This window comes from Azospirillum sp. UENF 112521 (genome assembly GCF_058780665.1).
On record NZ_JBSNCI010000004.1, the window covers coordinates 634,177 to 656,808 of the forward strand.

General features: G+C 67.8%; 17 protein-coding genes. 9 read left to right on the forward strand and 8 right to left on the reverse strand.

The features are described from left to right. Positions 1 to 14: 14 nt before the first annotated feature. Both ACWPN8_RS23425 and ACWPN8_RS23430 read right to left on the reverse strand, forming a co-directional pair. Positions 15 to 2,012 carry a protein kinase family protein gene (locus ACWPN8_RS23425; protein WP_492242466.1) on the reverse strand — a complete coding sequence of 666 codons (1,998 nt, stop codon included), beginning with the start codon at positions 2,010 to 2,012 and terminating at the stop codon, positions 15 to 17. A 229-nt stretch (positions 2,013 to 2,241) separates the two neighbouring features. Further along, a complete protein-coding gene (locus ACWPN8_RS23430; protein ID WP_492242467.1) occupies positions 2,242 to 4,077 on the reverse strand; it encodes a PHA/PHB synthase family protein in 1,836 nt (611 codons plus the stop codon). Positions 4,078 to 4,545: 468 nt separating this feature from the next. Between ACWPN8_RS23430 and ACWPN8_RS23435 the strand changes: the two genes are divergently transcribed. Next, complete coding sequence (locus tag ACWPN8_RS23435; RefSeq protein WP_492242468.1) at positions 4,546 to 4,848, forward strand: hypothetical protein; 303 nt, start codon at positions 4,546 to 4,548, stop codon at positions 4,846 to 4,848. A gap of 96 nt (positions 4,849 to 4,944) precedes the next feature. Here the strand turns inward: ACWPN8_RS23435 and ACWPN8_RS23440 are convergent, their stop codons facing one another. Beyond that, positions 4,945 to 6,360 carry an HlyD family type I secretion periplasmic adaptor subunit gene (locus tag ACWPN8_RS23440; protein ID WP_109447570.1) on the reverse strand — a complete coding sequence of 472 codons (1,416 nt, stop codon included), beginning with the start codon at positions 6,358 to 6,360 and terminating at the stop codon, positions 4,945 to 4,947. A 67-nt stretch (positions 6,361 to 6,427) separates the two neighbouring features. Then, positions 6,428 to 8,056: a type I secretion system permease/ATPase gene (locus tag ACWPN8_RS23445; RefSeq protein ID WP_492242469.1), complete on the reverse strand. Its 1,629-nt coding sequence runs from the start codon at positions 8,054 to 8,056 to the stop codon at positions 6,428 to 6,430. Between the two features lie 451 nt (positions 8,057 to 8,507). Here ACWPN8_RS23445 and ACWPN8_RS23450 point away from each other — a divergent pair, with 451 nt between their 5' ends. The 3 genes from ACWPN8_RS23450 to ACWPN8_RS23460 all read left to right on the forward strand — a co-directional run bounded on the left by ACWPN8_RS23450 (position 8,508) and on the right by ACWPN8_RS23460 (position 11,421). Next, a complete protein-coding gene (locus tag ACWPN8_RS23450) occupies positions 8,508 to 9,035 on the forward strand; it encodes a peroxiredoxin (RefSeq protein ID WP_109447574.1) in 528 nt (175 codons plus the stop codon). Between the two features lie 308 nt (positions 9,036 to 9,343). Continuing rightward, the gene (locus ACWPN8_RS23455) at positions 9,344 to 10,336 is read left to right on the forward strand and encodes an extracellular catalytic domain type 2 short-chain-length polyhydroxyalkanoate depolymerase (RefSeq protein WP_109447575.1); all 993 of its coding nucleotides are present in this window, start codon (positions 9,344 to 9,346) and stop codon (positions 10,334 to 10,336) included. A gap of 8 nt (positions 10,337 to 10,344) precedes the next feature. Further along, the gene (locus tag ACWPN8_RS23460) at positions 10,345 to 11,421 is read left to right on the forward strand and encodes an extracellular catalytic domain type 2 short-chain-length polyhydroxyalkanoate depolymerase (RefSeq protein WP_492242470.1); all 1,077 of its coding nucleotides are present in this window, start codon (positions 10,345 to 10,347) and stop codon (positions 11,419 to 11,421) included. Positions 11,422 to 11,490: 69 nt separating this feature from the next. Here the strand turns inward: ACWPN8_RS23460 and eno are convergent, their stop codons facing one another. Beyond that, a complete protein-coding gene (gene eno / locus ACWPN8_RS23465; RefSeq protein ID WP_492242471.1) occupies positions 11,491 to 12,768 on the reverse strand; it encodes a phosphopyruvate hydratase in 1,278 nt (425 codons plus the stop codon). A 148-nt stretch (positions 12,769 to 12,916) separates the two neighbouring features. After that, complete coding sequence (locus ACWPN8_RS23470) at positions 12,917 to 13,702, reverse strand: alpha/beta fold hydrolase (protein WP_492242472.1); 786 nt, start codon at positions 13,700 to 13,702, stop codon at positions 12,917 to 12,919. A gap of 132 nt (positions 13,703 to 13,834) precedes the next feature. Between ACWPN8_RS23470 and murJ the strand changes: the two genes are divergently transcribed. Further along, entirely contained in the window at positions 13,835 to 15,385 is a 1,551-nt protein-coding gene (gene murJ, locus ACWPN8_RS23475) for a murein biosynthesis integral membrane protein MurJ (RefSeq protein WP_492242473.1), read from the forward strand. Here the strand turns inward: murJ and ACWPN8_RS23480 are convergent, their stop codons facing one another. After that, positions 15,386 to 16,228: a sulfurtransferase gene (locus ACWPN8_RS23480; protein WP_492242474.1), complete on the reverse strand. Its 843-nt coding sequence runs from the start codon at positions 16,226 to 16,228 to the stop codon at positions 15,386 to 15,388. 260 nt (positions 16,229 to 16,488) lie between these two features. Here ACWPN8_RS23480 and fliN point away from each other — a divergent pair, with 260 nt between their 5' ends. Both fliN and ACWPN8_RS23490 read left to right on the forward strand, forming a co-directional pair. Continuing rightward, the gene (gene fliN / locus ACWPN8_RS23485; RefSeq protein ID WP_014188019.1) at positions 16,489 to 16,791 is read left to right on the forward strand and encodes a flagellar motor switch protein FliN; all 303 of its coding nucleotides are present in this window, start codon (positions 16,489 to 16,491) and stop codon (positions 16,789 to 16,791) included. 164 nt (positions 16,792 to 16,955) lie between these two features. Then, complete coding sequence (locus ACWPN8_RS23490; RefSeq protein ID WP_492242475.1) at positions 16,956 to 18,209, forward strand: diaminopropionate ammonia-lyase; 1,254 nt, start codon at positions 16,956 to 16,958, stop codon at positions 18,207 to 18,209. Here ACWPN8_RS23490 and ACWPN8_RS23495 read toward each other — a convergent pair. After that, positions 18,190 to 18,912: a Clp protease/crotonase-like domain-containing protein gene (locus ACWPN8_RS23495; RefSeq protein ID WP_109447582.1), complete on the reverse strand. Its 723-nt coding sequence runs from the start codon at positions 18,910 to 18,912 to the stop codon at positions 18,190 to 18,192. The genes ACWPN8_RS23490 and ACWPN8_RS23495 overlap by 20 nt on opposite strands. Before the next feature lie 243 nt (positions 18,913 to 19,155). Between ACWPN8_RS23495 and gatB the strand changes: the two genes are divergently transcribed. Continuing rightward, the gene (gatB, locus tag ACWPN8_RS23500; protein WP_109447583.1) at positions 19,156 to 20,607 is read left to right on the forward strand and encodes an Asp-tRNA(Asn)/Glu-tRNA(Gln) amidotransferase subunit GatB; all 1,452 of its coding nucleotides are present in this window, start codon (positions 19,156 to 19,158) and stop codon (positions 20,605 to 20,607) included. A gap of 166 nt (positions 20,608 to 20,773) precedes the next feature. Further along, the gene (locus ACWPN8_RS23505) at positions 20,774 to 22,588 is read left to right on the forward strand and encodes a PAS domain-containing sensor histidine kinase (protein ID WP_109447585.1); all 1,815 of its coding nucleotides are present in this window, start codon (positions 20,774 to 20,776) and stop codon (positions 22,586 to 22,588) included. Positions 22,589 to 22,632: the final 44 nt, after the last annotated feature.

Consider the following 22,632-nt stretch of genomic DNA (forward strand, 5'->3'; position numbering starts at 1 on the left):
TTTACGCGTTCCGGTCAGAAGGCGAAGAACAGGATGATGCCGGCAACCAGCAGGGTCGACAGCAGGCTGGACACGATGGCGGCGACCTGCCGGCCCGACGTCTCGATGATGGAATTGCGGTCGGCGATGGTGTGGCGGATCTTGTCCATCTCCGCATCGGCCTCGCGGTAGGCGATCTGCGCCGCTTCGAATTCCAGCCGGTCGCGGCGAAGCGCATCGGGATCGTCGACCACCTTCAGCAGTTCGGTCAGCCGGCCGTTGTGCGCGGCGGCGTCCGCCATCTTGCGCACCTCCTGCTGCTGCGGCCGGTTGTGGAAGCGGCGGAAGGCGGGGTCGAGCATCGCCACCACCCAGCTGGCCAGATGGGTCAGCCCATCGACGCCGGTGCGGGCCTGGATGTCCGACAGGATGGTCAGCATGGCGATGATGCGCCGCATCGGCTCCACCCCGCTGCCGAGCTGGGTGAACAGCAGCTCGTCCCCGCGCTTGTGACGGGCGCCGAGGAAGGCGGCGATCTGCCGGTCGATGGGGTCCTTGTGCCGTTCGCCCCCGGCGGCGATCCAGTCGAGCGCCCGCAGCAGCTCGGCCGGGGTGGTCGGCAGCTGCTTGACCACCAGAGCGCTCATGCAGGGCATGGTCGGGTTCATCTCGTACAGCACGCGCTCCACCCCCAACCCGTGGCTGGAGCGGTCGAGGAAGCCGCGCAGCTGGTCGAAACTCTGCACCAGCGGCACGAATTCCGGCTTGAAGTCGGCCTGGACGTTGACCCAGAACATCGGCAGCTGGTTGGCGAGCACCTCGGCCACCGCCTGGGGGGATTCGCCGCGCATGAAGGCGTCGGCCAGCATGGTGGCGATGCCGTCCGGCATCATCGCCCGGCCGCGGTAGCGGATGGGGGCGGCAGGGTCGAGCGCGATGCAGACGCGGGCCACCAGCCGGTCGCCCTGGGTGCCGCCCTTGCCGCTGGAGGCGGTCTGGATGGCGTGGCTCACCGCCTCCGCCCGCACATCGTCGCCCATCGACCGGCGCAGCCACTTGTCCAGCTCCCCGCTTTCTATCACGGAGGCGGCGGCGGGGGCATGGCGGGCGAAGGCGCGGGCCAGCGTGCGGCAATGCCAGTATTCCGACCCCTGGAATTCCAGCGGCCGGGCGGCACGGCGGGAAATCTGCGGCTGCTTCGGGCTGAGCCGGCGGCCGGCCACCCACAGATCGAGGTCGTTCAGGGTCCAGCGCTGCTTGGGGTCGTCGACCAGCAGGCCGCGCACCACCTCGTTGATCGCCAGCGGCAGCCGGTGCTGCTGGACCAGCGCCGGGTATGAGCCGCGCTCCATCTTCGCCTGCAGCACCGCCTCGTCGTCCAGGCCGGACAGCGGGTTGCGGCCGAGCGCCAGGATCAGCAGGGTGACGCCCAGCGAATAGAGGTCGTCGGCCATGGTGCCGGTGCCGCGCCCGGCCGGGTTGGCCATGCCGCGCTCGATCGTCTCAAGCAGCACCGGCTGGCCATAGCCGGGCTGGGTCGACACGCAGTCGCCCAGCATCAGCGCGCCGGACGCGAGATCGCGGTAGAACAGATTGGTCGGGCGGATCGCGCCGTGGACGACGCCGCGGCTCGACAGCTCCTTCAGCGCCGACACCAGCGGGTGGACGATCTGCCGGGTCAGCTGGTCTTCCGGCATCGGATCCAGCGTGTCGGTCAGCGACCCCATCAGCCGCTTGCCGCCCGGCCGCTCGAACACCAGGCAGAAGCGCCGCCCGCGGTCCTGCGGCCAGTCCACCAGCCCCCAATCGAGCAGCCGCATGTGGGTGGCGTTGTCGAAGCTGCCGACGGTCGAGCAGATGTCCATCCGCGGCAGCACCGACGCATGGCAGATGATGGCGAAGGGCTCGATCCGCTTTTCACGCAGCGCCTTGGCGGTGAAGGCATTGCCGCCGACGGCGTTCAGCAGCGGGATCGGCGCGCCCGGCTGGATCTCGTAGCGCTCGGCGAGCTTGACCGGTTCGGCGTTCGCCATCGCTGCCGTGGCGGCTCCCATCATACCTGTCTGGGCGTCGGATGGCATGAACGGCGGATCCCCGGGGCGTGCGAATGTGCGCAGGCGTTAGGTGGCGTCAAAAGGGCAAACAAACCCTTAACATGCGCGTGCGTAACACTATCGGATTGGACGGAAAAGAAAAACCCCCGCCAAGTTGGGCGGGGGTTTTCCGTGCGGATAAGCGCGGGTGAAGCCTCTCGGCTCCGCCTTAGCCGTTCTTGACCGCGACGTAGGAGCCGGGTGCGTCTTCCAACGCGGGCAGGGCGCCGTCGCCGGGCTGGCGGGCGGGAACCTTGCCGTTGGCATACTGGCCGACCCACTTGTTCCATTCCGGCCACCAGGAACCGGCGGTCTGGGTCGCCTTCTCCAGCCACTCGTCGGAGGTCTTGGCCAGCTTGTCGCTGGTCCAGTAGCAGTATTTGTTGGCCGCCGGCGGGTTGACGACACCGGCGATGTGGCCGGACGCACCCAGCACGAACTTGACCGGGCCGCTGAACAGCTGGGCGCCGCTGTAGGTGCTCTTCCACGGCGCGATGTGGTCCTCGCGGGCCGACAGGAACAGCGCCGGCACCTTGACCTTGCCGAGGTCGACCGGAACACCCTTCAGCGTCACGGCCCCCGGCTGCGCCAGCATGTTCTTCTGGTACATGTTGCGCAGGTAGAAGCTGTGCATCGCCGCCGGCATGCGGGTGCTGTCGCTGTTCCAGTACAGCAGGTCGAAGGGGAAGGGATCCTTGCCCAGCAGGTAGTTGTTGACGACGAACGACCAGATCAGGTCGTTGGCGCGCAGCATGTTGAAGGTGGTCGCCATCTTGGCGCCGTCGAGATAGCCCTGCTCGGCCATCTGCCCTTCGATGAAGGTCAGCTGCTCCTCGTCGATGAAGATCGACAGCTCGCCGGCCTCGGCGAAGTCCAGCATCGTGGTGAAGAAGGTCGCCGACTTGATGCGGTCGTCCTTCTTGACCGCCATATAGGCGAGCGTGGAAGCCAGAAGCGTGCCGCCCAGGCAATAGCCGATGGCGTTCACGTCCTTCTCGCCGGTCGCCTTCTCGATGGCGTCGAGCGCCGCCAGCGGGCCTTCGACCATGTAGTCCTCGAAGCCCTTGGCCGCCAGCGTCTCGTCCGGGTTGACCCAGGACAGGACGAAGACGGTGTGGCCCTGGTCGACCGCCCACTTGATGAAGCTGTTCTTCTCGCGCAGGTCGAGGATATAGAATTTGTTGATCCAGGGCGGCACGATCATCAGCGGACGCTTGTTCACGTCCGGCGTGGTCGGGGTGTACTGGATCAGCTGCATCAGGCTGGTCTGGTAGACGACCTTGCCCGGCGTGACCGCGATGTTCTTGCCCAGCTGGAAGGCATCGTAGTCGGTCATGGAGATGCGCAGCTCGCCCTTGCCGCGCTCCAGATCCTTCAGCAGATGCTCCAGCCCCTTGACCAGATTCTCGCCGCCGCTCTCGATGGTCGCGCGCAGCACCTCCGGGTTCGTCATGACGAAGTTGGAGGGCGCCATCGCGTCGACGAACTGGCGGGTGTAGAAATCGACCTTCTTGGCGGTGTGGTCGTCCAGCCCCTCGACCTGATTGACGGTCGACTGCATCCACCGGGCGCTCAGCAGATAGGACTGCTTGATGAAGTCGAACAGCGTGTTCTCGTCCCAGGCGGCGTCCTTGAAGCGGCGGTCGTCCTTGGCGGGCGCGATGACCGGCTGGGTTTCCTGCCCGAAGAAGCGCTGGGTGGTGCGCTGCCACAGGGTCAGGTAGTCCTGCCACAGCGACATCTGCGCCTGCATCAGCTTGGCCGGGTCGGCCATCATGCGGGTGGTCATCTCAAGGAAGGCATGGCCGACGCCCATCGGATCCGGGCTCTTCGGGCCGGCGCCGTCGGCGGCCTGACGGGCGAGGAACTCGGAGACCAGCCGCTGGCTCTGCTCGGCGATGCGGGTCATCGCCCGCGACATCTCGACCGGATCGGGCAGCTTGACGTCGGGCACCTGGGGGGAAGCCGGGTTGGAAGCCTGAGGGGGGGCCTTGGTCTCGGCCATGAGCACGGTCCTTCTTCTTCTGTGCGGGTGTCGCGTCGTCTCGGTCACGTCGCCTGTGTCGCCTTGGGTCCGCGGGATCGGGCTTGCGCCAGATTGGGCTTTGGGCCTTGCGGACGGACGGCTATACAGGCTGGCAGGCGATGGTCTTCAGGAAACGGTGTCTGGCGGGCAGTCTCTGGGGGCGGTCTGCACCATGTCGCTGTGGGTGGCGTCGCTGTGGGTCGCGTGCGGCGGTCGGGCTTTATGGTGCGGTGCAGGAGAAATCCGGAACCTCTCATACACCGCAGATGTGAACATTTCATTTCAAGGATCGTCGCACAAGTGTGGCGTATCGGCCAGACACGGGGAAGGATGATGGTGACGGGCAGTCAGGGTAACGGTCGGGGTATCGCTAAGGCCGGGCGGGCGTTCAGCCTGCTAATCGTAGCGATACCAATGGTTTTCGGGCTGTCGGCCTGCAGCGACCGCATGCTCGACACCGGCCCGCTGGGGGCCATCACCGGCGAGGCTTCGCCGGTCAGCGACAATTCGTCGCCCATCCGCAGCATGACCGGGGAGCGGAGCGAGTACCCCAACCTGGGCACGGTTCCGCCGCGGCCGACCGACCTGACCACCGAGGCGCAGCGCCAGCAGGCGATGGACCGTCTGGCCCAGGACCGCGCGGCATCCCGCCGCACCCGCGAGCAGACCGAGGCGATCCAGGTGCCGGAGCCGCTGCCCACCCCGATGGCGGTTCCGCCGAGGCCGGACCTCCGCCCCGGCAGGAGCTGAGCTTTCCGGCCAAAGAAAAAGCCCCCGGCCGGATGGTCGGGGGCTTTTGTCTGTATAGGGGCTGCCGGGGTGAGGGGCCGCCTCACCTCCTGCTCATCATTCCTGGATGAACGCCTTCACGTAGGACTGGCGCAGCGGCTGGATCAGGTAGTCCAGCGGGGTGCGGGCGGACAGCACGATGCGGGCCTCCACCGGCATGCCGGCCTTGATCTTCATGTGGCGGACTTCGTGGCTGTCGGCATCCTTCAGGCGGATGCGGGCCAGGTAATATTCCTGGCGGGTCGCGTTGTCGGTCAGGCGGTCGGCCGACACGTAGGACACGGTGCCGTCGATGGTGCCGACGACGCGGCTGTCATAAGCGGTCAGCTGGACCTTCACCGGCAGGTCGACGGCCATCGACTTGATGTCCTTCGGCTGGATGCGGACTTCGGCCAGCAGGGCCTTGTCGTCGGGGACGATGTCCAGCACCGGCTCGTTGGCGGTGATGCTGCCGCCGACGGCCGGGTGGCCGTACATCACGACATTGCCGGCGTCCGGCGCCTTGACGGTGCGGTTGTCCAGGCGGTTCTTGGCGTCGCGGATCTGCTCGGCCAGCTTCTGGGCGTCGCCGCGGGCCTTGTCCAGCTCGACCAGCACCTTCTCGCGGAAGTCGCTGCGGCGGCGGACCAGATCGCCCTGGGCATCGACCGCCTGCTGGCGCGACTGCGACATGCGGGCTTCCAGTTCATGGTCCTGGGCGTGGAGCTGCGCATTCTCCTTCTGCGCTGCCACCAGCTTTGTGCGGGTGGAGTTGCCGCGGTCCAGCAGGCCCTGGGTGATCTGGATGTCCTCGTCCGACAGCTTGATCTCGCGGGCCAGGAAGGCGCGCTGCTTCTCCAGACTCTGCACCTCGTCGCCCAGCGTGGCGATGCGGTCCTTGGTCAGCTTGGCTTCGGTGTCGAGCTGGGTGCGGCGGACCTGGAACAGCTTTTCCTGGTTCAGCATGGCGTTCTCGACCGCCGGCTCCTTGGCGCGGCGGGCGGCGAGAGCGTCCGGCCATTCGATGGCCGGCTTCTCGAACAGCTCTGCCGACAGGCGCGCTTCGGAGGCCAGCGTGTCGAACAGGGCGGCGTTCAGCATCTCCAGCCGGGTCTGCGCCTCGGTGCTGTCCAGCCGCATCAGGACCTGGCCGGCCTCGACCCGGTCGCCCTCATTGACCATGATGGCGCTGATCACGCCGCCTTCGGTGTTCTTCACCACCTTGCGGCCGGTCTCCGGCGCCAGCGAGCCCGAAGCGCTGATCGCGCTGTGCAGGGGGGCCACCGCCGCCCAGCCGGTCATGCCGCCGAAGCCGACCGCCAGGACCAGGAAGCCGCCCAGCAGCAGGCCGCGGGCATTGGTTTCCGGCATCGCCGCCCGCAGCGCATGGATCGAGGTGATGGTCGCCGTCTTGCGCGACGGCTTGCCGGCGGGGGTCTCGGGGCCGTTGTCGGAAGAAAGCGGGGCGGGGAAGGTCGTGGTCATCGTGGTCATGGGACTTCCTTGGCTCTGTCGGGTCTGGCGTCAGCCGGATGGTCGGTCTTGGGGGCGGTGCCGGCGGTCAGCCGGCGGCCCCTGCCGTGGCGGCGGCCGGACCCTGAGGGCCGAGATTGCGGAGGCGAGCAAGGTTGACGGCGCCGGGCTGGGCCTGCTGCTGCTCCGGACGCGGCAGCTCCATCGCCATGCCGTTCTTCAGGACGTAGGTGTGATCGGACATGTCGACGAAGATCGGGGCGTGGGTCATGACGATGGTGGTCGCCCCGCGCTCCTTGCTGGCCGCGACGAAGGCGCGGACCGCCTTGATGCCCAGCTCGTCCAGGCCGGCGGTCGGCTCGTCCAGCACCAGCAGCGGCGGCTGGCCGAAGGCGGCACGGGCAAGGCCGATCAGGCGGGCGCTGGCGCCGGTGATCGGGGACAGCGGGTCGTTGACCTCGGTCTCGTAGCCCATGGGCAGGCTTTCGACCCACTCATGGATGCCGACGGACCGGGCGGCGGCCTCAACCTCTTCGCGGGTGGCGGTGGTGAAGCGGGCGATGTTGTCGGCGATGCTGCCGGGCAGAAGATCGACCTGCTGCGGCAGGTAGCCGATGCCCTGGTCGGGGCTGTCGGGGGTCAGGGTGGCGACGGACAGGCCGCCCAGCCGCACCGTGCCGGCCGACGGCAGGGCGACACCGGCCAGCAGGCGGGCCAGCACCGACTTGCCGGAGCGGTTGGGGCCGGCGATGCAGACAGTCTCGCCGGGCTCGACCGACAGGGTGACGCTGCGCAGGATCGGCTTCTGGTCGCGGGGGGAGACGAACAGCAGGTTCTCGACGGTCAGGCGCTCGCTCTCGACGGGCACGGAGGGACGCTCCGGCTCACGCGACAGGCGCTTCAGCAGCGGCAGCAGGCGGCGGACGGCCTGGGCGGAGCGGACCAGCCCGCCCCAGGCGCCGGCGGTCTGCTCGATCGGGGCGAGGCCGCGGCCGACCAGCATCGAGGTGGCGATCATGCCGCCGAAGGACAGGTGCTGTTCGATCACCAGCCAGGCGCCGATGGCGGTGACGGCGATCTGCAGGACCATGCGGACCCACTTGGTGGCGGCGCCGATGGCGGCGCTGCGCTCATAGCCCTGGCCCTGCATGGCGCTGGCGGTCAGGAAGTCGCGGTTGACGGCGTCCAGCGAGGCGTTGCCCATGCGCAGGCCGCGCACGGTGTCGGAGCGCGACGCCAGCGCCTCGAACAGCTTCTGGGCGCGGCCGGCCGGCAGCTTGCTCTCGTCGTTGATGTCCTTGACGGCCACATAGCCGATCCAGCCCATCACCGCCATGATCAGCATCGACACGACCAGCACCAGCGCCAGCATCGGGTGGATGACGTAGATGCCGATCACGTAGAGCGGGGCCCAGGGCAGGTCCATCAGCGCCGGCAGCGACGGACGCGAGAAGGCGCCCTTCAGCTCGATCAGGTCGGCGAGCGGGCCGTTGTCCGGGCGGCCGCGGCCGGCGGCGTCCAGCGCGTCGGCGGTCAGCCGGCGGCGCCACCGCACCTCCAGCGCGTTGCCGGCACGGGCCAGCAGGCGCGAGCGCACCATTTCCAGAAGACCGCTCAGCGTCAGCGCCATCACCACGATGACGGTCAGCATGGCCAGGGTATCGTAATTGCCGGACGGGATGGCGCGGCTGAACACCTGAAGCGAATAAAGCGGCATGGCAAGCATCAGCGCGTTGATGGTGGCGCTGAAGATAAATGTACTAACAAGTATCCTGGTGAAATAACCGCGATTGAATGAGGCTTCCGGCTTATCATTGCCGGGCTGTCGCATAGAGTTAGACTTGGTCGAAACAGGCATAAAACAGCCCTCCAATTGTCACCGGTCGGCGCAGTGCCCACTGGATGCAGGCGAGACCAGAAGACGCGATCTTGGTAAAGGGGACCTTAACATTCGGGGACGTCACAGGATTGCCACCGGATGCCACCACTTTTGCGCAGGATTACCTCGGTTTTGTTTGTTCCTTCGGGGGTGACTTGGTGCCGGTGCTTGGCGGAAGGGGCATGACCTATGGCCGGTTGGAGGGGACGGGCATTACCGCTATCGTGCCCCTGCGGCGGTTTCCTGCGGCGGTTCCGCCGGTCCACCCCAACCACAGCCGGAGATGACGATGGAAGGGCGCAAGGTCCCCTCGGTGGTTTTCAAGACCCGCGTGCGCGACGAGAGCGTCGGCGGACCCAACCCGTTCCGCTGGCAGGACGTGCAAAGCGACGAGCTGTTCAAGGGCAAGCGGGTGGTGGTGTTCTCGCTGCCCGGCGCCTTCACGCCGACCTGTTCCAACGAGCAGTGCCCGGCCTTCGAGCGTCTCCATGACGACTTCAAGGCTCTGGGCATCGACGAGGTCTATTGCCTCAGCGTCAACGACGCCTTCGTCATGTTCCAGTGGGGCAAGAGCCTGAACCTGCAGAAGGTGAAGCTGATCCCTGACGGGTCGGGCCATTTCACCCGCCGCATGGGCATGCTGATCGACAAGGACAGCCTGGGCTTCGGCTTCCGCTCCTGGCGCTATGCCATGGTGGTGAAGGACGGTGTCGTCGAGAAGTGGTTCGAGGAGCCGGGGATCAACGACAAGGGCGAGAACGGCGATCCCTACGGCGAATCCTCGCCGGAGACCGTGCTCGCTTACCTGCGGAGCTGATCGGCCCGATTCGGTGCCCGGCCGGCCCGGCTGCCGGGATGATTTCGGAATGACGGTACAAGGCCGGCGGGGCGAGGGCTCCGCCGGCCTTTTCCATGGCTGCCCGAAGTGCCGCCGCCTCCTGCCACCGCCGCCTGCCGCCGGGGTTGGGTTGCGCATGGTCCTGCATGTGCGTGCATCAGAAATCTCTTAAGGCTTTTTGTTAGACATTCCCTGTTCTCTTGCTACCTTCCGCAGAGGTTTTGGCGGATGGGGTGCAGCAGGTGGCAGAAAATCGGCCGCTCCGGTGTTTTCTGGTTGCATGTTTCATGGCGGCGTCGGCGCTGCTGTCTCCCATCGGCACCGCTCCGGCCAGCGCCGATGCCACCGCACCGCCGCTCGCTCCGCACAATGTGGTGCTTGCCAAGAGTTCGGCATCGGGGCTGGCTGCCGGCGCCTTCATGGCGCTCCAGTTCCACGTCGCCCATTCGGGCGAGATGGCCGGCGTCGGTCTGGTGGCCGGCGGTCCCTATCTCTGCGCTGCCGAGAATCCGCTTCTGGCGGCGGCCTGCATGCAGGGCAATCCGCTCTGGCCGCGTGGCCAGCCGCTGTACGAGGCGGCCCAGCCGCTGGCGGCGGCCGGGGCCATCGACCCGCTCGACCGGCTGGCGCAGGCGCAGGTCTACCTGTTCAGCGGCCGCGCCGACATGGTGGTGAACCGCAAGGCGGTGGAGGAGGCGGAGGCCTTCTATCGGGCCGCCCATGTGCCGGCGAACCAGATCCGGATGGAAACCGGGCTGGATGCCGGCAACGGCTTCATTGCGCAGGGTGGGGTCAACGACTGCAACGCCAACCGCAGCCCTTATGTCAATGCCTGCGGCGACTATGACCAGGCCGGCCGGATCCTGTCGCACATCTATGGCGGGTTGAACCCGCCGGCTCCCGACATGCCGGCGGCCATTCCCTTCGACCAGACGCCGTTCGGCGATCCGGACCGCACGGGGCTGGCCCCTGCCGGCTATGTCTATGTGCCGCCCGCCTGCGGGCGCGGAGCGGCCTGTGCCGTGCACATCGTCTTTCACGGATGCCGCCAGTCCGCGGCCGAGGTCGGCGATGCCGTGACCACCGGCGCCGGCTTCAACCGCTGGGCGGCCAACAACAATCTGATCGTACTCTACCCGCAGCTGTCGCCGCGCAATTCCGCGGACCCGATTGCCTGCTGGGACTGGGTCGGCAGGACCGGGACGGAATACGCGACGAAGGGCGGGGCGCAGATCGCCGCTGTCCACGCAATGTTGACAACCCTTTCAGGGCAAAGGTGACCCTTTTCATGACCATTTCAAACAAAGCGATTCTCAAGACCGCTTTTGCGGCGCTCCTCGTCCTGGCGCCGCTTCCCGTGGCAGCCCAAAGCGTCGCCCAGATCAGGCTGTCTGACCTGAAACTGAAGATCGACCCGGCCCAGACCACGGTTTCGGGCATTTCGTCGGGCGCCTACATGGCCGGGCAGTTCCAGGTCGCCTATTCGGGGCTGGTCAAGGCGGCCGGGCTCGTCGCCGGCGGTCCCTACGACTGCGCCGAGGTGTCGACGGGCGGCGTCGCCACGGCAATCGTGGCGCTGAAGCGCTGCATGGACGTGGCGATGGGTGCGCCCGATGTCGATGCCCTGGTCGCCAACGCCAAGGCGCGCGAGAAGGCGAAGGAGATCGACCCGCTGTCCAATATGGCGCAGTCGAAGATCTACCTGTTCAACGGCGACGGCGACGTGACGGTCAAGCGGCCGGTCGCCGATGCCACCGACCGCTTCTACAAGGCGCTGGGGGTGGCGGAGGCCAACCTGTCCTATGTGAAGCTGCCGAAGGCGGCCCATGCCTACATCACCGACGGCTATGGTGCGGCCTGCGACTTCATCCCGAAGGAGGGTGAGAAGAGCGAATACATCAACAACTGCCAGTACGATCAGGCGGGCGCCATCGTCCGCTTCTTCTATGCCGACGCCAGGATCCCGAACGCCCCCGCCGCGGCCCGCCAGCCGCAGCTGTTCGACCAGGCGCCCTTCGTCGGAGACCCCAGCCGCAGCGGCATGGCCAAGACCGGCTACATCTATGTTCCGGAGGCCTGCGAGGGTGGCACGCAGACCTGCCGCATCCATGTCGCCTTCCACGGCTGCCAGATGGCATCGAACCTGATCGGCGACCATTTCGCCGTCAATGCCGGCTACAACCGCTGGGCCGACGTCAACAACATCGTCGTGCTGTATCCGCAGATCGACGGCGGCGCCAAGCCGACCTCCAACCCGAAGGCCTGTTGGGACTGGTTCGGCTACACCGGCTACGATTTCGCCCGCAAGAGCGGCTTCCAGATGACCGCGGTGCGCAAGATGATCGGCGCGCTCGCGGGAGAGTGACCGTCCGCTCAATATAAAAAAGCCCCTCTCCGGCGGACCGGAGAGGGGCTTTTTCTGACCTTGGGGCGATCAGGCCTTGAGGATGCCGCGGCCGGCGAAGCGGGCGGCGACGCCAAGCTGCTCCTCGATGCGGATCAGCTGGTTGTACTTGGCCAGACGGTCCGAACGGCTGAGCGAGCCGGTCTTGATCTGCCCGCAGTTGGTGGCGACCGCCAGATCGGCGATGGTGCTGTCCTCGGTCTCGCCCGAACGGTGCGACAGGACGGCGGTGTAGCCGGCCTTGTGCGCCATATCGACCGCTTCCAGCGTCTCCGACAGCGTGCCGATCTGGTTCACCTTCACCAGGATCGAGTTGGCGACACCCTGTTTGATGCCCTGGGCCAGACGCTTGGGGTTGGTGACGAACAGGTCGTCGCCGACCAGCTGCACCTTGCTGCCGATAGCGTCGGTCAGCGCCTTCCAGCCTTCCCAATCGTCTTCCGCCATGCCGTCCTCGATCGAGATGATCGGGTAGCGGCCGGCCAGATCGGCCCAGTAGGCGACCATCTGTTCCGGCGACAGCGACTTGCCTTCGCCGGCCAGCTCGTACTTGCCATTCTTGAAGAACTCGGTCGAGGCGGCGTCGAGCGCCAGCATGACGTCGTCGCCCGGCTTGTAGCCGGCGGCCTCGATGGCCTTCATGACGAAGCCGAGCGCCTCGTCGGTCGAGCCGATGTTGGGGGCGAAGCCGCCCTCGTCGCCGACATTGGTGTTGTGGCCGGCGTCCTTCAGCTTCTTCTTCAGCGACTGGAAGATCTCGGAGCCCATGCGGATGGCGTCGGCGCCGGTCTCGGCGCCCACCGGCATGATCATGAATTCCTGGATGTCGATGGGGTTGTCGGCATGGGCGCCGCCGTTGATGATGTTCATCATCGGCACCGGCAGCAGCGAGGCGAAGGCGCCGCCGACATAGCGGTAGAGCGGCAGGCCGGCATCCTCGGCGGCGGCGCGGGCGACCGCCAGCGACACGCCCAGGATGGCGTTGGCGCCGAGGCGGCCCTTGTTCTCGGTGCCGTCCAGGTCGATCATCGCAAGGTCGATGCCGCGCTGGTCGTCGGCGTCCAGGCCGGCGAGCGCGTCATAGATCTCACCGTTGACGGATTCGACCGCCTTCAGTACGCCCTTGCCGCCGAAGCGGGACTTGTCGCCGTCGCGCAGCTCGACCGCCTCGTGGGCGCCGGTGGAGGCGCCCGACGGCACCGCGGCGCGGCCGAAGGCGCCGCTGTCCAGCGCAACGTCGACTTCCACGGTCGGGTTGCCGCGGCTGTCCAGGATTTCGCGGGCGTGAATCTCGGTGATGACGCTCATGATCGGTCGATCCTTCGAGGAATGGCAGCCGCGTTGTCTCCGCAGGCCGCGTTTTAAGGCGCGCAGGCTTGATAGCCCCGACGTCCGGGCGATGCAATATCTGCTTCGGCTTACAACCCCGCGCGGATGCGCGGATTCGAGCCGGAAATCAGAGAAATCCCTCCACCATCGCGGCGAATTCGGCCGGACGTTCGGCATGCAGCCAGTGTCCGACGCCGTCGATCATGCGGATTTCCGCCTTGGGGAAGTGGCGGCGGATGGCGTCGTGATGCTCCGGCCGGATGTAGTCCGACGCGCCGCCGCCGATGAACAGTGCCGGACCGTCATAGCGGGCAGCGCCGAAATCGGGGAAGCCGATCAGCTTGCCCATGTTCGCGCCGATGGAGTCGAGGTTGATCCGCCAGGAGAAGGCGCCGTTCTCCAGCACCAGGTTCTGCATGAGGAAGGAGCGCAGCGGCGCCTCCGGCACGGCGTCGGCCAGCTGCGCCTCCACCTCTGGCCGGCGGGTGACGCCTTCCAGCTTGGCGGCCTTCATCGCGGCGACGAAGGGGGCGTGGGTGTGGGTGTAGGCGACCGGGGCGATGTCGGCGACCACCAGCTTTTCCACCCGCTCCGGATGGGCCAGCGCCAGCGCCATGGCGGTCTTGCCGCCCATCGAATGGCCGACTATGGTGGCGCGGGCAAAGCCGCGGTCGTCGAGGAAGCGCAGCACGTCGGCCGCCATCTCCGGATAGCTCATGCCGTCGGCCCAGGGCGCGCCGCCATGGTTGCGCAGGTCCAGCGCATAGACCCGGCGGGATTCGCCGAAGCGGCGGGCGAGAGTCTGCCAGTTGCGGGCCGAGCCGAACAGGCCGTGCAGGACCAGCATCGGCGTTCCGCCATTGGCTTCGCCGGCTTCCAGATAGGTCAGGGGGAGGGCTTGCTGCTGCGGCATGTCGGTGCTTTCGGCCTGTGATGTCGGAAGATGCGTTCTGGACGAATGCGGGTCGCGATCCTATGACGAACGCGGCTGCACCGCTAGGATGCCGCCGGGCATCATCCGCATCACAGAAGCGACCCTGCCATCGTGTTCCGTCATATCCTGTCCGTCGGCGGCCTGACCCTTGCCAGCCGGGTGCTCGGTTTCCTGCGCGACGTGCTGACCGCGGCGCTGCTCGGCGCCGGGCCGGTCGCCGACGCCTTCTTCGTCGCCTTCCGGCTGCCGAACCATTTCCGCGCCCTGTTCGCCGAGGGGGCCTTCAACTCCGCCTTCGTGCCGCTGTTCTCGGGCAAGCTGGTGCAGGACGGGGCAGCATCCGCCCGCCGCTTCGCCGACGAGGTGATGACCCTGCTGGTCATCGTGCAATTGGTGCTGCTGCTGGCGGTGCTGGCCTTCATGCCGCAATTCATGACGGTCTTCGCCCCCGGATTCGCCGACGAGCCGGAGAAGTTCCGGCTGGCCGTTCTGTTCACCAGCATCACCTTTCCCTACCTGCTGCTGATCTCGCTGGTGTCGCTCTATGGCGGCGTGCTGAACAGCATGAGCCGCTTCGGTTCCGCCGCCGCCGCCCCCATCCTGATGAATCTGTGCCTGATCGCGGCGCTGGTGATCGGCACGCCGCTGATGCCGACGGCCGGACATGCGCTGTCCTGGGGCGTGCTGGCGTCGGGTGTCGCGCAGTTTCTCTATCTGGCCTGGGACGCAAGGCGGGCCGACATGACTCTGCGGCCGGTGATGCCGCGCCTGTCGCCCGACGTGAAACGCTTCCTGAAGGTTCTGGGGCCGGCGGCGCTGGGGTCCGGCCTGACGCAGATCAGCCTGTTCGCCGACACGCTGATCGCGTCCGCCTTGCCGACCGGGGCGGTGTCCTACCTTTATTATGCCGACCGGCTGAACCAGCTGCCGCTGGGCGTGATCGGCATCGCCGTCGGGACCGTTCTGCTTCCGGAAATGTCCAAGCGGATCAAGAGCGGCGACGAGGCCGGCGCGGTCGACAGCCAGAACCGCGCCATCGAGCTGTCGCTGGTTCTGACCCTGCCGGCCGCCATCGCCTTCCTGGTGGCGGGCACGCCGATCCTGTCGGTGCTGTTCCAGCGCGGCGCCTTCGGCCCGTCGGATGCCGCGGCTTCGGCGCTTACCCTGCAAGCCTATGCGCTGGGCCTGCCGGCCTTCGTGGTCATCCGCAGCCTCGTCAACGGCTTCTATGCCCGCCATGACACGGCAACGCCGGTGCGGGTGGCGCTGGCGGCGGTCGGCATCAATGTGGCGCTGAAGCTGGCGCTGATGGGGCCGCTGGCCCAGGTTGGGCTTGCGGTCGCCACCTCCGTCGGTGCCTGGGTGAATGCCGGGCTGCTGGCGCTGCTGCTGCACCGCCGCGGCCTGTTCCGGGCGGATGCGCGGCTGACCCGCAACCTGCCGCGGATGGCCATCGCCGCCGTCGCCATGGCCGGCGCCCTGTGGCTGGCGACCGAGCGGCTTGCCCCCTGGCTGGGTGCCGCCAGCATGGTGGAGCGGCTGGGCAGCTTGCTGGTGCTCGCCGTGATCGGACTGGCGGTCTATGCCGTCGCTGCGGTGCTGCTCGGGCTGGTGCGGCGCAGCGACCTCAGCCGTCTGCGCCGTCGCCGGGCGAAAGCCTGATCATCCCTCGGTCTGCAAAGGCCGCTCCGGATCGGCGCTCCATTCCGACATCGAGCCGTCATACAGCCGCACGCCCGGCACGCCGGCGATCTCGCTGAGCGCGAACCAGGACACCGAGGCGAGGTGGCCGGTGTTGCAGAAGGTGATGGGCTGGTCGCGCAAGGGCAGGCCGGCCTGGTCGGCCATCGCCTTCACCGCGTCTGGCGTGGCGAAACGGTGCTCGGCGGCGGAGAAGAGCGGGGCGATGTCCAGGTTGACGGCACCCGGGATGGTACCGGGGGCGCGGGCCTGCGGGCTCTTGGCCTTGCCGGCGAACTGTTCTGCCGACCGCGCATCGTGCAGCGGCACGGCCCCGGCCTTCACGGCGGCTTCGACATCCTCCACGGTGGCGCGCAGGCCGGCGCGCGGATGGGTGGCGAAGCTGGTCGGCTTGCGCACCGCCGGCTCGGGCGTCACCGGACCGCCGGCGGCGACCCAGGCGGCGAAACCGCCGTCCAGCACCGACACCGCATCGTGGCCCAGCATCTTGAAGGTCCAATAGACACGGGTGGCGTTGCCCATGTCGGACGCGTTGGCGCCGGCCGCGAGCAGCACCACATGGTCGCCGTTGCCGATGCCCAGGCCGCCGATCAGCCCCGCCAGAACCCCGGGTTCCGGCAGCATTCCGGCCCCGCCACCGACCACAGTCCGCCAGCCGGCCGTTGCGTAGTCGGAATGAACCGCTCCCGGAACGAAGCCGCCGGCGGGCGGGGTTCGTACGTCGAGGACGGTGATGCCAGGGCTGTCGAGCCGGCTTTTCAGCCAGGAAGCGTCCACAAGCGGGGAAATGCTGCTGTCGGTCATCAGGGTAAACCCGGTTCCGGTTGGTCGGCGGCCTTGCCCTACCGTGATCGTTGCTCGGTCGCAACGGGTCGCCCGGCGGGCCGGCGGACACCCGCCGAGGCGGGCAGGCCGACAGTGTGGGCGAAGCGGCGGTGCGGGAAAAGCCCAATCTTGTCGCAATCCAAGTCGGTCGGTGGCGTTGCCGGCTAGCCCGTCCGGGGTGTAGGATGTTCCGTTCGTATAGGAAGGCGCCCCTTTCCGGCGCGGGAGCTTGGACAGCCATGGCCAACATCGACGACCTGCTCGGCGCGCCCGATCCCAACGACGGCGACGCCTCGTCCTTCGCCATCGGCGATGCGCCGGTGGAGATCAAGGTCGTCATCGGCACCGCCATGCTCCGCGTCCGCGACCTCCTGAAGCTGGGCCGCGGCGCCGTCGTGGAACTTGATCGCCATCTGAAGGACCCGACCGACGTCTATGTCGAGGGCGTGCTGGTCGCCCGCGGCGAGGTTGCGATCATCGACGACAAGATCGGCGTCACCCTGACCGACTTCATCAAGTCCAGCCGCGAATGGAAGCGCTGACCGCACCCTTTTCCGTTGCAGCGCTTTCCCTTTATCGATGCTTCATTCGGTAGCAGCCCCGCTTGCGCTGGCGTCTTGACGGCGGGCGATGGCTTCTGGTGTCGTTGTGTCCGGTCGTGGAAACTGCCGTCGCCGACGGCGTCGCCGGCCCGGAGAGCGAAGCCATGTCCCACACCGCTGTCTCCCCCTGCCTGCCGCGCCATTTTTCCAATCCCCATGCCGACCATGAACGGGTCTATGGCCCGTCGGAACGCGCCATCCTCAGCCGTGCCGCCTTCGAGGAGGCGATGGCGGAGATCGGCGCCTGGCCCGGCTACACGCCCACCCCGCTGCGCTCCCTGCCGGGGCTGGCTCGGGAGGCCGGGATCGACCGCCTCTGGTACAAGGACGAGAGCGCCCGCTTCGCGCTCGGCAGCTTCAAGGCGCTGGGCGGGGCGTACGCCGTGCTGCGGCTGCTGGCGCGGGAGGTGACGGCGCGGGTGCCCGGCGTGCCGGTGACGGCACTGGATCTCGTCGTCGGCCGCTATGCCAAGGTGACGCGGACGCTGACCGTCACCACCGCCACCGACGGCAACCATGGCCGGTCGGTCGCCTGGGGCGCGCAGGTGTTCGGCTGCAATTGCGTGGTGTATGTGCCCGCCGCCTGTACGCCCGGCCGTCGCGCCGCCATCGAGGCGTACGGGGCGAGGGTGGTGGTGGTGGACGGGCCGTACGACGATGCGGTGCGCCGTGCCGCCGCCGATGCGGCGGCGCAGGGCTGGTTCGTCGTCTCCGACACCTCCTACACCGGCTATATGGACGTGCCTCGCGACGTGATGCAGGGCTACACCGTGATGGTGGAGGAGGCGATCTCGCAGCTTCCCGCCAGCGAACGGCCGACCCACGTCTTCGTGCAGGGCGGCGTCGGTGCGCTGCCCGCCGCGGTCTGCGGCCATCTGTGGGAAAGCTGGGGACGTCAGCGCCCGCGCTTCGTGGTGGTGGAGCCGCACAGCGCCGACTGCCTGTACCAGAGTGCCGTCGCCGGCCGGCCGACACGGGCGCAGGGCGACCTCGACACGGTGATGGCCGGGCTTGCCTGCGGCGAGGTCTCGCTGCTGGCCTGGGCAATCCTGGAGCGCGGCGCCGACGATTTCCTGACCATCCCCGACGAGGGGGCGGTCATCGCCATGCGCAAGCTTGCGGACGGCGGGCAGGGCGGCCGTCCGTTGGTGGGCGGTGAATCGGGTGTCGCCGGGCTGGCCGGACTGCTCTGCGCCGCCGCCCACGAGGAGGTGAGGCTAGCGCTGGGCCTCGTGCCCGACGCGCGGGTGCTGGTGTTCGGGACCGAAGGGGCGACCGATCCGGAGGTCTATGAGCGGATCGTCGGCCGCTCGCCGGAGGCGGTCGCCGACGGGCTGCTCAGCGCAGCAGGTCGGTGACGATGTTGGCGCCGTCGGCGGCCAGCCGGTCGGCGGTTTCGCGATGGTCGCGCGCGCCGGAGAAGCCGCCCTCGGCCTTCACCCGCTCGATCCAGCTCTGCGAGGCGCCGAGCGACACCAGCCGCTCGACCATCATCTGGGTGGAGCGCAGGGTCATCCGCCCATTCTCCGCCATGCGCGGGGCATGCACCATGAATTCCGCCCGCGGGGCGGCGTAGCGCGGATAGCCGGCCAGATAGAGGCCGACGCACATGCTTTCGCAGGACTCGCCGTCGCGCACCCGCGTGGCAACCGGCCGCCCGCCCTTGCGTTCGGCCAGGACGGCGTCGATCATCCGGTAGCCCGCGGCGGTGAAGCCGCCGGGGCTGGACAGCTCGATCACCAGCGGGCGGCGGGCCGGCAGGGCGTGCAGGGCGTCGAGGAAGCTGCGTTCCGCTCCCGGCGTGATGATGCCGTCCAGCCGCAGGACGGTGACGTCGCCCTGGTCGTTGCGGGACATCGCCGCATCGGGAAATTCGGAGGAGGGTGCTGCGGGCACCGGATTGACGGTGACGGGGCCGATGGCGGCCGGGGCGGAGCCGGCCGGGTTGAGCGACAGTCCGTTCGGCTGGGTTGCGGCATGGCCGACTGCGGCACCCGCGATCAGCAGGGCGCCCAGACCGGCACCGAACCCGACCCTCCGCAGCAGCTTCCGCACCGACATAATACCCTCCAGCACTCGACCCACCCAGCGTGGCGGTCAAAGCTTGCCCGAGTGTTAACGGCATGTCTGTGGCGGGCCACACAATGTGGGTAGTGGCGAGGGTAGGAAGGCTGCGGCGCGATAAAGCGTGCGCGCGGGCGCAAAGGGCGTTAGAAGAGACAGGATTCCAAGGGTATGGCCGGGGCGTCCTCAACGGGGCGATGCCCGTCCCATCCCGTGCCGTGAACGTCGAAGAGCGGAACGATGTCGTACATCCAGGGTGAAACGGGCGATTGGGAAGTCGTGATCGGGCTTGAGGTCCATGCCCAGGTGATTTCGAACGCGAAGCTGTTTTCCGGCTCCGCCACCGAATTCGGGTCCGCGCCGAACAGCCAGGTCAGCTTCGTCGACGCCGCGTTCCCCGGCATGCTGCCCGTCATCAACGAATATGCCGTCGAACAGGCAGTGCGCACCGGTCTGGGCCTGAAGGCCGAGATCAACCTGCACTCGGTCTTCGACCGCAAGAACTACTTCTACGCCGACCTGCCGCAGGGCTATCAGATCAGCCAGTTCCTGCAGCCCATCGTCGGCAAGGGCGAGATCGTGCTCGACCTGCCGGACGGCACCAGCCGCACCGTCGGCGTCACGCGCCTGCATCTGGAACAGGACGCCGGCAAGTCCTTGCACGACCAGCACCCGTCAAAGACCTACATCGACCTGAACCGGTCGGGCGTGGCGCTGATGGAGATCGTGTCGGAACCCGACATGCGCTCCTCGGAGGAGGCGGGCGCCTATGTGCGCAAGCTGCGCTCCATCCTGCGCTATCTCGGCACCTGCGACGGCAACATGGAGGAAGGCTCCATGCGCTGCGACGTCAACGTGTCGGTGCGCAAGCCGGGCGACGCCTTCGGCACCCGCTGCGAGATCAAGAACGTCAACTCGATCCGCTTCGTCATGCAGGCCATCGAGTATGAGGCGCGCCGCCAGATCGAGATCATCGAGGAAGGCGGCAAGATCGACCAGGAGACCCGGCTGTGGGACACGACCAAGTTCGTGACCCGCTCCATGCGGTCGAAGGAAGAGGCGCACGACTACCGCTATTTCCCCGATCCCGATCTGCTGCCGCTCGAACTCGATGCGGCGTGGGTGGAGGACATCAAGAAGACCCTGCCCGAACTGCCTGACGACAAGAAGACCCGCTTCATCGAGGACTACAAGCTGTCGGTCTATGACGCCGGCGTGCTGGTTTCCGAGAAGTCGAAGGCCGATTATTTCGAGGCGGTCGCCAAGGGCCGCGATCCGAAGCTGGCCTCCAACTGGGTCACCGGCGAGCTGTTCGGCTATCTGAACAAGGCCGGCAAGGAGATCGAGGAAAGCCCGGTGTCCGCCGAAAATCTCGGCGGCCTGATCGACCTGATCGCCGACAACACCATTTCCGGCCGCATCGCCAAGGAAGTGTTCGAGACGATGTTCGAAACCGGCGAGAAGGCCGCCGACATCGTCGAGAAGAAGGGGCTGCGCCAGGTCACCGACACCAGCGCCATCGAAGGCTCCATCGATGCCGTGCTGGCCGCCAACCCCGACAAGGTGGCGGAGTTCCGCAGCGGCAAGGACAAGCTGTTCGGCTTTTTCGTCGGTCAGGTGATGAAGGCGACCCAGGGCAAAGCCAACCCGGCCATGGTCAACGAAATCCTGATGAAGAAACTGAAAGGCTAATCTGCCTGTCCCTGTCGGCGGACGGAAATCGCCGTCTTGCACGAAAGAAAGCCTCTCCGTTCGGCGGAGGGGCTTTTTTCTTGGGTGCCACCCGCCGTTACGGTAAAGCCGCAGTTGAATTTTCCCGGTTTCCGCCGTCACAGTGCTTGGAAACGGTGGAGGAACCATGGCGGCGGAGCCGGTGATGGTGGCGCTGGCGGCTGGTGCTGTCGGCGGTCTGCTCGGGGTGTTGCTGGGCCGGTATACCGGTCGCCGGGCGGCGCGCCATCCATCGTCGCCGCACCCCGCCACTCCTGCCGGCGCCCGGCCGGGGCATGGCTTCCACGAGCCGGATGTCGGCGAGCGGCTGGAGATGGCGCTGGAGGCCACCGGGGCCGCGGTCTGGGATGCCGATCTGATGGCCGGCACCTGCTGGTGGTCGGACACCTTTCCGCGCATGCTGGGCTTTCGCACGCGCCCGGCGATGCCGCCCGATTTCTGGGAGCGGCGACTGCATCCGGAAGACCGCGAACGGGTTCTGGCCCACATCGCCTCGCATCTGGCCGGCGAGACCTCGGCCTACGCCTACAGCTACCGCCTGAGGCACGAGGCGGGCGGCTGGGTGTGGATCGCCGCCAAGGGCCGCGCCTTCCGCGACGAGACCGGGCGGGCGGTGCGCTATGCCGGCATCATGACCGACATCACCGAGGCCCGCCGGCAGGAGGAGCGGCTACGCGCCAGCGAGGAACGGCTGCTGAAGATCATGGAGGCGGCCCCCATCGCGGTGAACGTCACCACGCGCGACGGCCGCTGGCTGTTCTGCAATGCCCAGTCCGTGCGGCTGATGGGCCGCGACCGTTCGGAACTGATGCGCACCCCGGTGGCCGATCTCTATGCCGACCCTGCCGACCGCGATGCGCTGATCGCCCGGTTCGACCGGGAGGGCGCCTTCCGCAATGCCGAGATCCGGTTCCGCCGGCCGGACGGCAGCGTTGTCTGGGTCCTGTCCTCGTGGAACAGCATCGAACTGGACGGTGAGGCGGCCCTGCTGACCTGGCTCTACGACATCACCGACCGCAAGGCGGCCGAGTCGGCGATGATCCAGGCCAGGGAGGAGGCCGAACAGGCGCTGGCCGACCTGCGGGAGGCGCAGGAGAGCCTGATCCAGGCCGAGACCATGGCCTCGCTCGGCCAGCTGGTGGCGGGGGTGGCGCACGAGATCAACACGCCCATCGGCATCGGCCTGACCGCCGCCAGCCACATCGGCGAACAGGCGCAGGTCCTGCGCGACCGGTTCACCGGCAACGCGCTGCGCCGGTCGGAGTTCCTGGAGTTCCTGGATGGGCTGAGCGAGAGCAGCCGCCTGCTGATGGCCAACATCGACCGCGCCGCGTCGCTGGTGCAGAGCTTCAAGCAGGTGGCGGTCGACCAGTCCTCCGGCGACCGGCGGGTGTTCGAACTGGGCGGCTATATCCAGGAGCTGCTGTTCTCGCTGCGTCCGCGGCTGAAACGCACCAATCTGCGGGTGGCGGTGGAGTGCGACGACGAGTTGACGATGGACAGCTTTCCCGGCGCGCTGGGGCAGGTGCTGACCAATCTGGTCATCAACGCCGTCGTACATGCCTATGGCGATGGGGATCGGGGTGGGGATCGGGGCATTGATCGGGATGGCGATCGCCTGGCCGGGACGCCGGTCGGTACGATCAGGATCACCGCGCAGGCGGATGGGGGCGAGCGGGTGCGGATCGACTTCATCGATGACGGCGCGGGCATCGCGCCGGAGCATCTGTCGAAGGTCTTCGACCCTTTCTTCACCACCAAGCGCGGGCAGGGCGGATCCGGCCTGGGGCTGCACATCGTCTTCAACACCGTCACCGGCCCGCTGGGCGGCAGCGTGTCCGTCCAGTCCTGGCCGGGGCAGGGGACCCGCTTCACCATCCAGCTGCCCCGCGAAGCCCCGGCGATGCAGCCGGCCGTCGCGGCGGAGCCGGCCCTGGGCTGAACCCGTGGCGCAGCCCTGCGGCAGGGCGGCCGATCAGGCCCAGG